General features: G+C 63.1%; 13 protein-coding genes. 6 read left to right on the top strand and 7 right to left on the bottom strand.

Translation table 11 applies throughout. From position 1 onward, the window contains the following. Positions 1–87: 87 nt before the first annotated feature. From X268_RS09880 to X268_RS39320, 4 genes are all read right to left on the bottom strand, one after another. The gene (locus X268_RS09880; RefSeq protein ID WP_128924763.1) at positions 88–513 is read right to left on the bottom strand and encodes a CBS domain-containing protein; all 426 of its coding nucleotides are present in this window, start codon (positions 511–513) and stop codon (positions 88–90) included. 177 nt (positions 514–690) lie between these two features. Beyond that, the gene (oxlT, locus tag X268_RS09885; protein WP_128924764.1) at positions 691–2,013 is read right to left on the bottom strand and encodes an oxalate/formate MFS antiporter; all 1,323 of its coding nucleotides are present in this window, start codon (positions 2,011–2,013) and stop codon (positions 691–693) included. A gap of 256 nt (positions 2,014–2,269) precedes the next feature. Next, positions 2,270–3,556 carry an oxalate/formate MFS antiporter gene (gene oxlT / locus X268_RS09890; protein ID WP_128924765.1) on the bottom strand — a complete coding sequence of 429 codons (1,287 nt, stop codon included), beginning with the start codon at positions 3,554–3,556 and terminating at the stop codon, positions 2,270–2,272. 245 nt (positions 3,557–3,801) lie between these two features. After that, entirely contained in the window at positions 3,802–3,939 is a 138-nt protein-coding gene (locus X268_RS39320; protein WP_164937636.1) for a hypothetical protein, read from the bottom strand. 347 nt (positions 3,940–4,286) lie between these two features. Here X268_RS39320 and X268_RS09895 point away from each other — a divergent pair, with 347 nt between their 5' ends. Beyond that, positions 4,287–5,612 carry an Hsp70 family protein gene (locus tag X268_RS09895; RefSeq protein ID WP_128924766.1) on the top strand — a complete coding sequence of 442 codons (1,326 nt, stop codon included), beginning with the start codon at positions 4,287–4,289 and terminating at the stop codon, positions 5,610–5,612. Positions 5,613–5,666: 54 nt separating this feature from the next. Here X268_RS09895 and X268_RS09900 read toward each other — a convergent pair whose 3' ends face one another. Next, entirely contained in the window at positions 5,667–6,113 is a 447-nt protein-coding gene (locus tag X268_RS09900; RefSeq protein WP_245477839.1) for a c-type cytochrome, read from the bottom strand. A gap of 260 nt (positions 6,114–6,373) precedes the next feature. On the opposite strand from X268_RS09900, the gene X268_RS09905 reads away from it, so the two are divergent. Further along, the gene (locus X268_RS09905) at positions 6,374–7,354 is read left to right on the top strand and encodes an ABC transporter substrate-binding protein (protein WP_164937637.1); all 981 of its coding nucleotides are present in this window, start codon (positions 6,374–6,376) and stop codon (positions 7,352–7,354) included. Between the two features lie 53 nt (positions 7,355–7,407). Here the strand turns inward: X268_RS09905 and X268_RS09910 are convergent, their stop codons facing one another. Together X268_RS09910 and X268_RS09915 are read right to left on the bottom strand one after the other, a co-directional pair. Further along, positions 7,408–7,851: an SRPBCC family protein gene (locus X268_RS09910; RefSeq protein WP_128924769.1), complete on the bottom strand. Its 444-nt coding sequence runs from the start codon at positions 7,849–7,851 to the stop codon at positions 7,408–7,410. A gap of 185 nt (positions 7,852–8,036) precedes the next feature. Then, positions 8,037–9,089 carry a SphA family protein gene (locus X268_RS09915; RefSeq protein ID WP_245477841.1) on the bottom strand — a complete coding sequence of 351 codons (1,053 nt, stop codon included), beginning with the start codon at positions 9,087–9,089 and terminating at the stop codon, positions 8,037–8,039. Between the two features lie 318 nt (positions 9,090–9,407). Here X268_RS09915 and X268_RS09920 point away from each other — a divergent pair, with 318 nt between their 5' ends. From X268_RS09920 to X268_RS09935, 4 genes are all read left to right on the top strand, one after another. Continuing rightward, positions 9,408–12,101 carry an arylsulfatase gene (locus tag X268_RS09920; RefSeq protein WP_164937638.1) on the top strand — a complete coding sequence of 898 codons (2,694 nt, stop codon included), beginning with the start codon at positions 9,408–9,410 and terminating at the stop codon, positions 12,099–12,101. A gap of 76 nt (positions 12,102–12,177) precedes the next feature. Then, positions 12,178–12,456 (top strand): hypothetical protein, encoded by a 279-nt coding sequence (locus X268_RS09925; protein ID WP_128924771.1) that lies wholly within the window; start codon positions 12,178–12,180, stop codon positions 12,454–12,456. Positions 12,457–12,490: 34 nt separating this feature from the next. After that, positions 12,491–12,943 carry a DUF2721 domain-containing protein gene (locus X268_RS09930; protein ID WP_128924772.1) on the top strand — a complete coding sequence of 151 codons (453 nt, stop codon included), beginning with the start codon at positions 12,491–12,493 and terminating at the stop codon, positions 12,941–12,943. A 27-nt stretch (positions 12,944–12,970) separates the two neighbouring features. Continuing rightward, a complete protein-coding gene (locus X268_RS09935; protein WP_128924773.1) occupies positions 12,971–15,376 on the top strand; it encodes a cytochrome c3 family protein in 2,406 nt (801 codons plus the stop codon). Positions 15,377–15,419: the final 43 nt, after the last annotated feature.

A 15,419-nucleotide genomic window follows, 5' to 3' on the forward strand; every position in this document is an offset into this window, starting at 1 on the left:
GCCGAAGCCGGAATTTGGGACGAAAGATCCGGTCCGGCTCGGAAGGATCCGAGCCGGGGCCGGCAGTCGCAGGGGAAGTGTGTCGCTTTAGGCGGCTTGCGGCGTCGAGTTGGTCGCTTCGTCAACGGCCGCGGCGATGTCGCGCATGCTGATGACGGAGACGAGGCTGTAATCGTCGATGACAGGCAGATGGCGGATGTGATGCCGGTTCATCAGATGCCGGACGTGCTCGATCGTGTCGCTCGAGGTGCAGGACACCAGCTGCTGCACCGAGACGAGCTGCGAGACCTTGATGTTGACGGCGTTGGCGCCGTGCTCGGCGACGGCGCGCACCACGTCGCGCTCGGTGAACATGCCGACCGCGGTGTTGCCCTCGGAGCGGACCACGTCCTTGACCACCAGCGCGCTGATGTTGTTGGCGCGCATCAGCTTGGCGGCAATACCCACCGTTTCGTTCATTCGCACCGTGACAACGCGCGGCGTCTTCTTGCGCAGAATGTCTCCGACCAGCATTGCAACCTCCCTGGGTGAACGATGAGGGAAGTGTGGTATACATAATGCCAATCGTCAAGAGCTGGTTTTGGCTGATCCGAAAAATCTTGCGACAGCGATACTGACGTTTGTCGACGGGACAAAAAGAAAGGGGCGCACGGCTGCGCCCCTTTCGCTTGGTGCGGATGCGCTTGGTGGCTACGCCGTCTCGGTCTTGGCTGTGCCGGTCGTCGCCTCAGCGCTCTCGGCCTCCTTGCCGAGGATGAAGGAGCGTCGCATCGGCTTGATCACGAACAGCGCCATCAGTGCCGCCGTTGCGTTCAACGCCACCGCGACCACGAACACGGCCTTCCAGCCGTACGCTGCAGAGATCACGCTTGCGAGCGGGACGAGCAGGGAGGCGGTGCCCTTCGCGGTGTAGAGCATGCCGTTGTTGGTGGTTGCGAACTTCGAGCCGAAGGTGTCGCCGCAGGTTGCGGGGAACAGCGAGTAGATCTCGCCGAACACGCCGAAGTAAAGCGCGGTCGCCAGCACGAACACGATGGGGATGTGCCCATAGGCCGACAGCGTCAACAGCATCAGCGCGGCCGTGCCGAAAGCGATGAACATGGTGTGCTCGCGGCCGATCGTGTCGGAGACGAAGCCGAAGAAGGGCCGGCCGAAGCCATCGAAGATGCGGTCGAGCGAGATCGCGAAGGTCAGCGCCGCCATCTGGAAGCCGGCGAGCGTGACGGGCGTGTTGGCGATCTTGAAGTCGTGCGCGATCGGGGCGATCTGCGCCGCGGTCATCAGGCCGCCGGATGCGACCATCACGAAAACGAGGTACATGACCCAGAAAATAGGGCTGCGCAGCACCTGCGGCGGGGGGAAGTCGATCTTGGTCTGCGGCAGATTGAGCTGCTTCTTCTTCGGCGGGATCGAGAGCCGCGGCGGCTGGATGAAGAAGGCGAGCACGAACACGATCAGACCCTGGCCGATGCCGAAGGTGAAGAAGGCGTGCTGGTAGCCGCTTTCGGCGATCATCTGCGCGATCGGCACGATCGTGAGCGCTGCGCCCGCGCCGAAGCCCGCGGCGGTTGCGCCGGCGGCGAGGCCGCGGCGGTCGGGAAACCATTTCAGCGCGTTGCCGACGCAGGTGCCATACACCGCACCCGCGCCCATGCCGCCGATGATCGCCGCGGTGTAGAGCAGGGTCAGACTGTCGGCGTAAGAGTTGAGGATCCAGGACAGCGCGATCATCACGCCGCCGAACATGATGACGACACGTGGGCCGTATTTGTCGACGAACCAGGCCTCGACCGGCACCAGCCAGGTCTCGGTGACGACGAAGATGGTGAAAGCGAGCTGGATCGCGGCGCGTCCCCAATGGTGGGCCGCATCGATCGGATCGACGAACAGCGTCCAGCCATATTGCAGATTGGCGATCATCGCCATGCAGACGATGCCCATCGCGAGTTGGAGCCAACGGAAGCCGGTGCGAAGTGGCGCGGCCGTGACGGCGCCATCCGTGCTGGAAATCATAAGAACCTCCCAACGCGCCTGATTGAGTGCGACTCTGGCTTGCAAGATGACCCAGTGTCGCAAATGTTGTGGCTTATCGTCGCAAGCGCGGCGTGCAGATTGGTATACCATATTCCAGATGGCAAGCCCTAACTGCGGGGGTTGTCACAAAATCTGCGGTTCCCTTTCAGTCGGGGGCGCCTGGACCTCGCCAAAACGAAACGCCCGGCCGCGAGGCCGGGCGTCGGTGTTTGGAAACCGCTGTTGGTGAGGCGGGTCAGATCGTCGATTTCGCGACCACGACCTTGCGCCAGGGCTTGAGCAGCGCGATCGCCAGCAGCGACGCCAGGATGTTGGCGCCCGCCGCGATGATGAACACGCTGTCCCACGTGCCCGAGGATTGCTGCATGTAGTTGGCGATCGGCACCAGCAGCGCGGCGGTGCCCTTCGCGGTGTAGAGCAGGCCGGCATTGGTGGTCGCGAACTTGGCGCCGAAGGTGTCGGTGCAGGTCGAGGGGAACAGCGAGTAGATCTCACCCCAGGCGAAGAACACGAAGCCCGAGAGCAGCACGAACCAGACCGGATCGTGGCCCCACAGATAGAGCATCCAGATGCCGAGGCCTTCCATGCCGAAGGCGATGAACATCGTGTTCTCGCGGCCGATCATGTCGGAGATCCAGCCGAAGAATGGACGCGTCAGGCCATTGAGCACGCGGTCGATCGTGGCCGCGAACGTCACTGCGGTCATCGTCACCGCCATCAGCGTCACCGGCACGTTGTCGACCTTCCAGTCGGCCGCGATCGGCTTCAGGTTGGCCGTCACCATCAAGCCGCCGGCGCCGACGATCACGAACATGAAGTACATCAGCCAGAAGATCGGCTGACGCAGAACTTCGGTTGGCTGGTAGTTGCGGCGGGGCTGCAGCAGGTTGGCGTTCGCCACCACGTTCGGCACCTGGCCCGCCTTCGGCGCCAGCAGGAAGAAGGCGAGGATGCAGATGATGATGCCTTGGCCGAGGCCGAAATAGAGGAAGGTGGTCTGAAAGCCACTGTCCTTGATCATGGCCTGAATCGGCGCGACGGTCAGCGCGGAGCCTGCACCGAAGCCTGCGGCCGTGATGCCCGCGGCCAGACCGCGCTTGTCCGGAAACCATTTCAACGCGTTGCCGACGCAGGTGCCGTAGACGCCGCCCGCGCCGATACCCGCGATGATCATGCCGAGATAATAGCCGTTGAGCGTGGTGGCCTGCGCGTTGATCGCCCAGCCAATGGCGCAGAGCACGCCGCCGACCAGCACCACGATGCGCGGGCCGTATTTGTCGACGAACCATCCCTCGACCGGCACCAGCCAGGTCTCGAACAGGACGAAGAGGGTGAAGGCCCATTGGATCGACGCGCGATCCCAGCCGAACTTCTTCTGGATGTCAGGGACGAAGAACGTCCAGCCGTATTGATAGTTGGCGATCATCACCATCGCGCCTACACCGATCGCCAATTGCGCCCAGCGATACGTGTCGCTAACGCGCGCGGTTGTAGGGGCGGTTGCCTGCACCATGTCCGTCATAAAGCCTCCCGTGGCGCCTCTAATTTTTATGCGAGCGCTGGAGTGGCATTCTTGTATGCATTATGCCAAGCTTCAAGCGCTGGTCCGGCCACCGTGCGCAAATGTCGCAGGCCTTGCCGGCTGCGGCTGTGACTCGGGACAGTGCAAGTAGAAATGGCCCCGCGTTGCGGGGCCATTCATCAAAAGTAGCATGTGGATCGTTCTGAAACCGCCGCGCTCTGCGGCAGCGCGGGAAAGTGCCGGGGTTACAGGCCGAAACGCGGCAGGTCGCCGTTGTGATTCGAAATCTCGGCGCTCGCCATCAGGAAACGGTCCACCGCGGCCAGAAAGCGGGCGAACAGCGAGGAAGGGGGGGCGAAGGCGACGGAAGCGGTCTTGGACATCGGAATTCCCTTTCTTGAGACGGACAGGCTTGGCGTCTCGTTTCGGGGGACAATTTATGTATACCAGATGCCAGCGTCTACGTATTTGTTTGCATAGCAGCATGCGGCGCGCCGCATTGCAACATTATAGCGGGTTAATGTGACCGATTCGGGCCTAAATCGCTCGGAAAGTCAGGTCGTGGTCCGCTCGGACGCGCAACGATGCGGAATCAAGGGCAAACGACGCGCCCTGAGGCGGGAACCGGGACAGAACAAGGCCTAAGGGCTTGGCAGGTTCAAGGCTTGGCAGGGTCATGCAAAGCGGCTAGTGGTCCGCCCCCTTATCCAATCAACTGTCAGAGTGGTTCATGTCGAGCGCCTCGCCCGCCGTCTCGATCGGCATCGATTTTGGGACCAGCAATACGGTCGTCGCCCTTGCGGCCGACGACCGCCGGGTCGAGGCCATCCGCTTCGACCACGGCGGACAGCGCCACAGCGTCTACGTGTCGGCGCTGTGCTTCTGGGAGGACCGGCCGGGCGCCGGCGCCCAGGCCGAGGGCGGCCCCTGGGCGATCGAGCAGTTCCTCGAAGGGCGTCACGTCTACCGTTTCCTGCAGTCGTTCAAGACTTTCGCCGCGAGCAGCAGCTTCAACACCACGCAAGTCTTCCGGCAGCGTTTCAAGTTCGAGGACATCCTGGCCGCGTTCCTGCGGACATTGGCGCGCCATGGCGGCGAGAAGTTCGGCTTCGAGACCTCGACCATCACGGTCGGCCGCCCCGTCCGCTTTGCCGGCGGCAATCCCGACGAGGCGCTGGCGATGCAGCGCTACCACGCCGCCTTCGAGCGCCTCGGGGCCGGCCACGCGCGCTATGTCTACGAGCCCGTAGGCGCGGCGTTCTCCTTTGCCCGAAGGCTGGAGCGCGATGCCACCGTGCTGGTGGCGGATTTCGGCGGCGGCACCAGCGATTTCTCCGTGATGCGCTTCTCGCGCAAGGGAGGCAGCCTGCGCGCCGAGCCGCTGGGACACGCCGGCATCGGCATCGCTGGCGATACGTTCGACTACCGCATCGTCGACCACATCGTCTCGCCGCGGCTCGGCAAGGGCTCCAGCTTCCGCTCCTTCGACAAGGTGCTGCCGATTCCCAGCGGGCATTACACCAATCTGGCGCGCTGGCATCAGCTGGCGATGATGAAGAGCAACGGCGATTTGCGCGAGCTCCGGGAGCTCGCGCGCACCGCGCTGAAGCCCGACCTGCTCGAGGATTTCATCACCATCGTCGATCTCGACCTCGGCTTTGCGCTGTACCGCGCAGTGTCCGATGCCAAGGTCGCGCTCTCGGCGCGGGACGAGGTGGATTTCCGCTTCAAGGGCGGCGGCGTCGACATCGGCGCGGCCGTCACGCGGAAGAATTTCGAAGCCTGGATTGCCGACGACATCGCCCGGCTCGGGGCCACCGTCGACAAGGTGCTGGCCGAAGCCGGTATCACTGCGCGCGAGGTCGAGAAGGTGTTCCTGACCGGCGGCACCTCTTTCGTGCCCGCCGTTCGAAAGCTGTTCGCCGAACGGTTCGGCAACGAGCGGCTGATGTCGGGCGACCAGTTCGAGTCGATCGCCTATGGGCTTGCGCTGATCGGACACAGTCCGGACCCGGACCGCTGGACGGCAAGCGGCGGGCTCGCCGCGAAGGCGTAGAGCGCGATGAGACTTAGATGAATCGTCATCGCGCTTTAGGAGGCTGTTCAGTCGCTATTTCTGCTGAATTCGGTTCAGGTAGTCGATCACGGCGAGAATGCGGGTCCGCACGACGACCTCCGGGTTTTGCTGCGGCCCGGCCTTCTGCCAATAATAGGAATCGACGGCGTGAGGCAGGTTGACGATGGGGTTGAACCGCTCGCCCCAGATCGGCATTTCACGGGTGCCGTGAGCTGGGACTGATTTCGACCCGTATATGGTTTCGTAAACGGCGTTGGTGGGAAACACGCCGTTGTTGTTCTTGGTCAACACGGTCAAGTCGGAAGGCGCCGTCTTGAGCTGTCCGCTGACCGGTCCGTTGCCCTTGGCATCGAGACCGTGACAACTCGCGCACGAAGACTGAAATTCCGCCCTGCCGATATCAACTTCCTCGGCCCCGGCGGCAGTGGCCAAACCGGCGGCAAGCCCGGCAATGATCAACCATTCGACAGCAGATCTCATCATCTCGCCTCCGACGCCTGCAGGGAAGACTTCTGTCTCGTAGCCGCATTGTCCTTCTGACAGTTTGACGCACATCAAGACCGCAGACACAGTGTGGCCGCGGAAGAACGAACAGCGTCGCTACCATGCAGCCTCGTGGGTCGCCGGCTCAGCCGCCGGCCTTGCCAGGGCTGATGGCGACGTGGTTACCTGTCCGCATTACATTCTGGATTGTCATGACGATTGGGAATTTGAGGGATCGCGATGCAAGACGGGGCGTCATGAGGCGCCGCGATTTCATCGGGATCGCAGCCGCTATGGCCGCGGGTTTGCCGTTGTCGGTCAGAGCGGTTTCCCCGCGCAACGCGCGTGTTGGCTTTCTGACGCTCGGCGCCGATCGGTCTCCGCTGGTCGACGGCCGGGTCGCGTCATTTCGCGAAGGGGTCATCGGCCGCGGCCAGGACGCTATCAATATCGAGGTGCTTGAGCGCAGGGCCAATGGCCAGATCGACAGGCTGGCCCCGATGGCCGCAGATCTCGTCGGGCAGGGAGTCCAGGCCATCTGCGCCATTTCCCCGCCCGCGGTTCGTGCGGCACGGCAGGCGACCGCGGCGATCCCGATCGTCGCGCTCGATTTGGAGAGCGATCCGGTTGCGAGCGCTTGGGCTGCCAGCCTCGCGCATCCCGGTGGTAACGTCACCGGCATCTTCCTCGACATTCCCGGCTTCAACGCGAAGACTCTGCAATTGCTTAGCGAGATCGTGCCGGGCATCCGAAGCGTTGCCGTGCTGTGGCACCGCCCAAGCGGATCCCTTCAGCTCGGCGCCTTGCGGGGTGCGGCAGCCAGTCTTGGCGTCACGCTCGATATTTTCGAGGTCGACAGCGTCGGCGATCTGGGGGGTGCCATCGCTGCGATGGCAAAATCGGACGTCAAGGGCGTCATCATGCTGTCGTCTTCGCTCTTCGCTGGCAATCTGGGCCTGTTGGCCGACCTGACGCTGCGTCATCGTCTTCCGGCCATCAATACCTTTCCCGAGTTCGCTGCGAGCGGCGGGCTGCTCGGTTACGGGCCCGATCTGCCCAGCCTGTTCACGCAAGCGGGCTTCATGACGCGCAAGGTGTTGCAGGGCAGCTCGGTTGCCGAGCTGCCGATCGAACGCCCGACGCGCTTTCAGCTGATCGCCAATACCAAGACTGCGACCGCACTGAACCTCACCCTCCCGGCATCCATTCTCGTCAGTGCGGACAGCGTGATCGAGTGAAGTCTCGAGGTGCCTCCACCGGGCATCCGCTCGTCGTTGGCGCCGAATGCGCCCTATTGGTTGATCTCCGGCTCGACGAGCTTCGCCAGATTGCGCAGCGATTCCTGCCAGCCGAGATAGCAGGCCTCCAGCGGAATGACGTCGGGGATGCCGGCCTGGGTGATGTCGATCTCGGTGCCGACCGAGACTTTCTTCAGGATCACGGTCACCTGGATTTCGCCCGGCAGATTGGGGTCGTCGAACCTGTCGGTGTAGCGGAGCCGTTCGCCCGGCACGAGCTCGAGATATTCGCCGCCGAACGAATGGCTGTGGCCCGTCGTGAAGTTCCGGAACGACATCTTGAACGTGCCGCCGACCTTGGGCTCGAAATGATGCACGGTGCAGGTAAAGCCGTTCGGCGGAAGCCATTTCGCCATCGCGTCCGCCTCGAGGAAGGCGCGGTAGACCTTCTGCGGGCTGGTGGCGAGAACGCGGTGTAGGCGGACAGTGCTGGGCATGGTTGTTATCCTCGGTGATTGATGGGCCCGAGTTTGGCGTCTATGGCCCATTCATGTCACGAGGACGACGGGCAAGCCGCCGATCCGACACAGCCTTGCAGATTTTTTGCCGGGGACGCCGGCGGCAGATGGTCTGACGCGAGCCGCGAAACGGCCCCCACCCCACGGGGCATCGTGAACGCCCGTCACTTCGTGATGATGTGTTTCGTCGGCGTCACTGCGGGCGGCGGTGCCACCGGCGAAATCACGAACGTCACCCACGCGTTCCAGCCCTCCGGCCGGTGTTCGGCGGCAAATTCCTTATAGGCCTTGAAGTTGAGGTAGCCCTGTTTGTCGCCGACCGGGAAGATGAATCCGATCTGCGGGCCGATCCCGCCCACCCGCGAGCGGAAGCAGCCGACGCGATCGCCGGATCCGCTGTCGCAGCCGAGTTGCTGGTAGAAATAGCCGACGAGACCAACCTGCACCTGCTTGCTCAGGAACTGGGACGCACCCCAGTCGAAGTGCATGTCTACGCCACTTTGATATTGCGTATCGGTGTTCTTGAAATTGTAGGTGAAGCCGAGCACGCCGGACAGCTCATGTCCGGTCTGCGGATTGAAATAGGTATAGCCGCCGCCCGCGTCGATCGCGCCGTGTCCGATCCCGATATTGGCGAGCCGGGTCGACTGGTAAGCCCCGACCGGAATGTCACCCGTGATGTAGGTCATGTAGTTGTTGACACCGGCATTCCAGCGCAGCGCGAATTGCGGGATCACATCGCCGAAGGCGGTCACGGAATCGCTGATCGAATCGAATCGCGAGAAGGGAATCGAGCCCAGCGGCGTCGCCAGCGTCCCCGTCACCGACCCGTTGAGCGAAGTGGTGTTGGCACCGTAGATTCCGATCAGGCTGGCCGAGGCCTGACCGCCGAGCACGGGTGTCGCGAAGACGTAGGTCGCGTTCAACAGCCCGAGATCCACGTTTGCATTGACGTTCGCGCTCAACGTGGCTGTCAGGTTCGCCGGAATTCGCCCGATTTGAATCTCGCGCGCACGCGCCACGTCACCACCGGCCGAGACCGAAGTGTGATAGTAGATCGCAGCGGCCGTCCAGCCCGGTTGCTGAGGTGTGGCAGCGAGACTGCCGAACATGCCCGGGATCCAGAAGCTGATGCCGCTCTCGTCGGCCAGGCTCTTGGTCGGTATTGATGCCAGCGCCGCAAATGCAATAGCGGCAAACGCTTTCGCCAATCGCATGAAAACTCCTCCCGAACCACGAGCTTCGCTCAGTGGGAGCGCCTGATATGTTGCTGATCATATGACCCAGCCGACCGGGCTTGCCATAGTTGTCGATGAATCGGGAATTTTTGGCAGTCAGGTGTAGCGCGAGAACAACACTACCGCGCCATGATACCAGCTGATGGAAATGAAGCTCCGGGAATTTACGGAAAAGGGGCGCTCCTCCGTCTCCAGCATGTCCGCTACCGATCCGTAATCCCGATCTGTTGATCCATATCAATCCCTTTTTCGGGCCGCCGCAAAATGATGGCGGCTCATTTGACGGGAGGAATTGCAATGAGCACTGCCCGGTCCTTTCATCGTGTCGCGTTTTCACTGACCCTTGCATTTTCGGCGCCAGCATTCGCACAGCAAGTACAACAAGCCGCCCCGCCTCCGGGCTCGCCCGCCGCGACCATCACCATCCCCGGCAATCAGCTGCCGCCGCCGCCGCAGAAGTTCGGTGGCAAGATCGAGCGCGATGCGCGCAATTCGACGCCTTTCTGGCCCGCGCGCGTGGTGCCGCCCAAGGGCGCACCGAACGTGCTGCTCATCATCACCGATGATGCCGGCTACGGCGTGCCGAGCACGTTCGGCGGCGTCATTCCAACGCCGGCGCTCGACCGCATTGCGCAGAGCGGATTGCGCTACACCAATTTCCATTCGACTGCGCTGTGCTCGCCGACGCGCGCGGCCCTTATCACGGGCCGCAATCATCACTCGGCCGGCTACGGCGTGGTCGCCGAGCAGGCCACCGGCTATCCCGGCTACGACAGCATTATCACCAAGGACAAGGCCACGATCGGCCGCATCCTGACTGACAACGGCTATCACACCGCCTGGTTCGGCAAGAACCACAACACGCCGGAATATCAGTCGAGTCAGGCCGGTCCGTTCGACCAGTGGCCGACCGGCATGGGCTTTGAGTATTTCTACGGCTTTATGGGGGGCGATACTAATCAGTGGGAGCCGGGCAATCTCGTTCGCAACACCACGGCAATCTATCCCTACCAGGGAAATCCCGGCTGGAATCTGGTGACGGCGATGGCGGACGATGCCATCGACTATGTCAATCGCATGAACGCGCTCTCGCCCGATACGCCGTTCTTCATCAAGTTCGCGCCCGGCGCGACGCATGCACCGCATCATCCGACCAAGGAGTGGGTGAAGAAGATCAGCGATATGCACCTGTTCGATCAGGGCTGGAACAAACTGCGCGAGACCATCTTCGCGAACCAGAAGAAGCTCGGTGTCATTCCGCAGAATGCCAAGCTGACGCCGTGGCCAAAGGACCTGATCAAGGAATGGGATCAGCTGACAGCTGACGAGAGGAAGCTGTTCATCCGTCAGGCCGATGTGTTCGGAGCCTTCGTGGCCTATGCCGACGATGAAATCGGCCGGGTGATCCAGGCGATCGACGACATGGGCAAGCTCGACAACACCTTGATCATCTATATCGAGGGCGATAACGGGACGAGCGCGGAAGGTCAGCCGAACGGCACGCCCAACGAAGTGGCGATGTTCAACCAGATCAACCCGTCGGTGGAGGATCAGCTCAAATATTTCTACGACGTCTGGGGTACCGATCGGACCTACAACCACATGTCGATTGGCTGGGCCTGGGCCTTTGACACGCCGTTCTCCTGGACCAAGCAGATCGTCTCGCATTTCGGCGGGACGCGCCAGGGCATGGCGATCTCCTGGCCGGCCGTGATCAAGGACAAGGGCGGCGTCCGCACTCAGTTCCACCACGTCATCGACGTCGTGCCGACCATCCTCGAGGCCGCGCACATCAAGGCGCCTGACCTTGTCGACGGCATCAAGCAGAAGCCGATCGAGGGCGTCAGCATGATGTACACGTTCGACGCGAAGAATGCGAAGGCAGCCTCGACCCACAAGACGCAGTATTTCGAGATGTTCGCGGATCGCGCGATCTACAATGACGGTTGGATCGCAAGCACCAAGGTGCTGCGGCCGCCGTGGGTGACGGGAGGCGTCAAATTGCCGAACCCGGCCGATTATCCGTGGGAGCTCTATGACCTGAAGAACGACTGGACGCAGGCGGATGACGTCGCGACCAAATATCCGGACAAGCTGAAGGAGCTGCAGGCGCTGTTCTGGAAGGAGGCGGAAAAATATCAGGTGCTGCCGCTCGATGGCTCCGTGGCGACCCGGCTTCTCACGCCGCGTCCGAGCCTCAGCGCCGGCCGGACAAGCTTCGCCTGGACGCGGCCGATATCCGGCACGCCGAACGGCGACGCGCCGAGCCTGCTCAACTCGTCCTATGTCTTCAAGGCGGACGTCGAGATTCCTCGGGGTGGCGCCGAAGGCATGCTGGTAACGCAGGGCGGCCGTTTCGGCGGCTATGGGTTCTATGTGCTCAAGAACAAGCCCGTCTTTACCTGGAATCTCGTTGACCTCAAACGCGTGCGCTGGGAGGGGCCGGAGCTCACACCCGGCAAGCACGTGATTGAGTTTGCCTTCAAATATGACGGCCTCGGCGCGGCGACGATGCTGTTCGGTAACTATAGCGGCATCGGACAAGGTGGCACGGGGACGCTGAAGATCGACGGTAAATTGGTGGCTTCGGAGAAGATGGAGCAGACCCTTCCCTTGATCCTGCAATGGGATGAGGCGATGGACATCGGGTCCGACACCGGCACGCCGGTCGATGACAGCGACTATCAGACGCCGTTCGCCTTCACCGGCAAGATCAACAGGATCACTCTCGACATCGATCGGCCCAAGCTGAGCCCGGAGGACATCAAGCGGTTGCAGGAAGCCGCGCGTGCGGCGGGCGATGGTCCCACAGCCGATGCCGGGAAGGTGGCTTCGGCGGAGCCGCAGGTCTCCAGCAACATTGGCCTGGGCCTCGTCGACAAGATCCAGTTGCGGATCGACAAGCGCGAAGGCTGCCGCAAGCAGGCCGAGGCAAAGGACCTCGGTGTCGTGGACCGGGTCAAGTTCGTTGAGGAATGTGTCCGGCAATAGTGCGGCGCGGGATCGCCGGGAAGCCAATCGGCTTTCCGGCGGCCGGATGCACTGATGCGCAATCGGAGAAGCTCTCATGAAGAACGGTCCTTGGATATTCCTTTCGGCGCTCGCACTGATCGACGTCTCGTCTGCCAGCCGCGCCGCGGCGCAGGGTGCGGCAGAGACAGTGCAGGGCATGCTCGCCGCCCAGATCCGTTCGCAGGGTTTTACGTGTGACAAGGCGCTCGGCGCGACGAAGGACACCGCGCGCTCGAGGGCCGATCATGCGGTCTGGGTACTCAGATGCAGCAATGCGAGCTATCGGGTGAGCCGCGCACCGGACATGGCCGCCAAGGTCGAACCGCTCCGGTGACGACGCGCGCGCCCCGGCATCGAACGGCTGTAACATGCAAAGCGTGACCGATCTGATCCCAATCACACCTTCGATCGACGAACTTGGCCGCATCATCGCCAACGTCGCCGCTCCGGCCTTTCTGCTCGGCGCGGTTGCTGCTTTCATCTCGGTCGTGATCTCGCGGATCAACCGGGTGATCGACCGCTCGCAGTTCATTCAAGGCATTCCTGCAGCCGATTCTGCGAGAGTCTTCCTGAAAGCCGATTTGCCGCGGCTGCGGCGGAGGGCGAGGCTTCTGAACCGGTCGCTGTTCTGTTCCATCGTCGCGGCGATCCTGACGGCTCTCATCATCTTCGTTGCATTCGTCAGCGCGCTCCTGCGAATCGCGCACGAATATGGGGTGGCGATCCTGTTCATGGCGGCGATGCTGATGTTCAGCGCCGCCCTCGTCGATCTCGCGCGCGAAACCAGAATTGCGCTTCACGACAATGACCTTCGCGTATAGGCGGGACGTTGGGGGCGGTAAGCAGACGTGGCACGAGGCTCGCGAAACAAGCGCAATGACGGCAAGCTCCGCAAGGCGCCGTCGCCCAAACCGGTGCAATCAGTGCCGCATCCGCCGCGGGTCTCTCACCGTGCCACGCGGCGCTGGATCGCCGGCGCGAGCGCAGTCGTTGCCGCAATCGCCGTCGGGCTGCTCTGGTTCGAACCCTCGAAGGCTCCGGTCCAGACGTCGGCCCCTGCCGAATTGGCTTTCGTCGGCAGCGAGTCCTGCGCCGGTTGTCACGAAACGGAAGCAAGACTCTGGCGGACCTCGCAGCATCGCCGCGCCATGGATCACGCGACGGCGCAGTCCGTGCGCGCCGATTTCAACGACGCGACGTTCGACTACGCCGGCACCCGTTCGCGCTTCTTCCGCAAGGACGACAAGTTTCTGGTCGAGACCGATGGACCTGACGGCCGACTCGCGACCTTCGAGGTGAAATACACCTTCGGCATCGAGCCGCTGCAGCAATATCTGATCCAATTCCCGGATGGGCGCATCCAGGCTCTGTCCATCGCCTGGGACACGCGGCCGAAACAGCAGGGCGGTCAACGCTGGTTTCATCTCTATCCGGACAGCGCCATCACCAGCAGCGATTCCCTGCACTGGACCAAGCTGAACCAGAATTGGAATTTCATGTGTGCGGAGTGCCATTCGACGAATGTGCACAAGGGCTACGAAGCCGAGCAGGACAGGTTCGCGACGACATTTTCCGAGATCAGCGTCGGCTGCGAGGCGTGCCACGGCGCCGGCTCACGCCACGTCACTTGGGCCGGTATCAACCCGGCGGCGCGCGGCGACGATAACGGCCTGCTGGTCCGCTTCGACGAGCGCACCGGCATCACCTGGTCCGCCTCTGCCGGCACATTGACGCCGGTACGCAGCGCGCCGCCACCCGGCTTGCGCAAGGAAGTCGAGACCTGCGGGCGGTGCCACGCGCGCCGCGGGCAGCTTTCGGAAGACTGGATACCGGGCCGACCGCTCTCTGACACGCACCGCGTATCGCTGCTCCACCGCGAGCGCTTTCATGCTGACGGCCAGATGCGCGACGATGAGGAAACCTACAACTATGCGCCGTTCAGGCAGAGCAGGATGTTCGCCAAGGGCGTGACCTGCAGCGACTGCCACGACCCGCACAGTGCAGCGTTGAAGGCGCCCGGAGACGGCGTTTGTTCGCAGTGCCATGCGCCCGCCAAATATGAATCGGTGGCGCACCGACATCATGCCGATGTGTCGCCGCAACCAGGCTGTGCGTCCTGCCACATGCCAGAGCGCCGCTACATGGTGGTCGACCGCCGCCACGACCACGGCTTTCGCGTTCCGCGTCCCGATCTGTCGCTGCAGGCGGGCGCACCGAATGCGTGCAACGATTGCCATCGCGACAAGTCGGCGGCCTGGGCAGCGTATCAGATCGACGGCTGGTTCGGGCCGGAGCGGCGCGGCCACCAGACCTATGCGCGTGCGTTTCATGCTGCCTGGAGCGAGGCTGCCGACGCGCAAGCGCAACTCGCCGCGATTGCTGCATCGGCTGACGTTCCCGGTATCGTCCGCGCCAGTGCGCTGGCGGAGCTTCCGGCACCGATTCCCGATCTGATCCGGCATGGGCTTTCCGATTCCGATCCGCTCGTGAGGCTCGGCGCGCTCGATCGGCTCGAAGGAGCGCCGGCCGATCAACTCTGGCCGCTCGCCTCGCCGCAGCTGGACGATCCCGTGCGTGGTGTGCGCATTCGTGCCGCCGAGCTTCTGGCCGCCGTGCCTTCCGCGCGCCAGCCCGCGGCCGATCGCGACAAGTTCACGCGGGCGGCTGCCGAATTCGTCGCTGCGCACAAGCTGAATGCGGATCGACCGGATTCGCGAACGGCGCTCGGCAACTTCTTTCTGCGCCAGGTTAATCCCGGCGCGGCGGAGGCCGAATACCGCGCTGCCCTCAGGCTCGATCCCTCGTTTGCGGCAGCCGCCATCAACCTCTCCGACTTGTACCGGCAGCTCGGACGCGACAGTGACGGGGAAAGAGTCCTGCGTGAAGCGCTCTCCGCGTCGGCGCAGGACGCATCTCTCCACCACGCGCTCGGGCTGACACTCGTGCGCCTGAAGCGGAGCGAGGAGGCGCTCGACGAGCTGCGTCGGGCTGCCTCTCTCGACCCCGGCCAGATGCGGTACGCCTACGTCTATGCCGTCGGACTGAATGGAATGGGCCGGCGTGACGATGCACTTTCCGCGCTGAACCAGAGCCTGCGGGAGCATCCGAACAATCTGGAGCTGCTTTCAGCCGCCTTGAACGTCAGCAGGGAGAAGGGAGACATGGCTGCCGCGCTGGGTTATGCCGAGCGACTGGCGTTGCTCCGGCCTGACGATCCACGATTGGCGAACCTCATCAGGGAGCTCAAGCGATAGATGAGCCGGGAAGAGAGCCGCCCGTGGCCTCTAGTCAGATGGC

This window comes from Bradyrhizobium guangxiense, from assembly GCF_004114915.1.
In the GTDB taxonomy this organism is placed as follows: Bacteria; Pseudomonadota; Alphaproteobacteria; order Rhizobiales; family Xanthobacteraceae; genus Bradyrhizobium; species Bradyrhizobium guangxiense.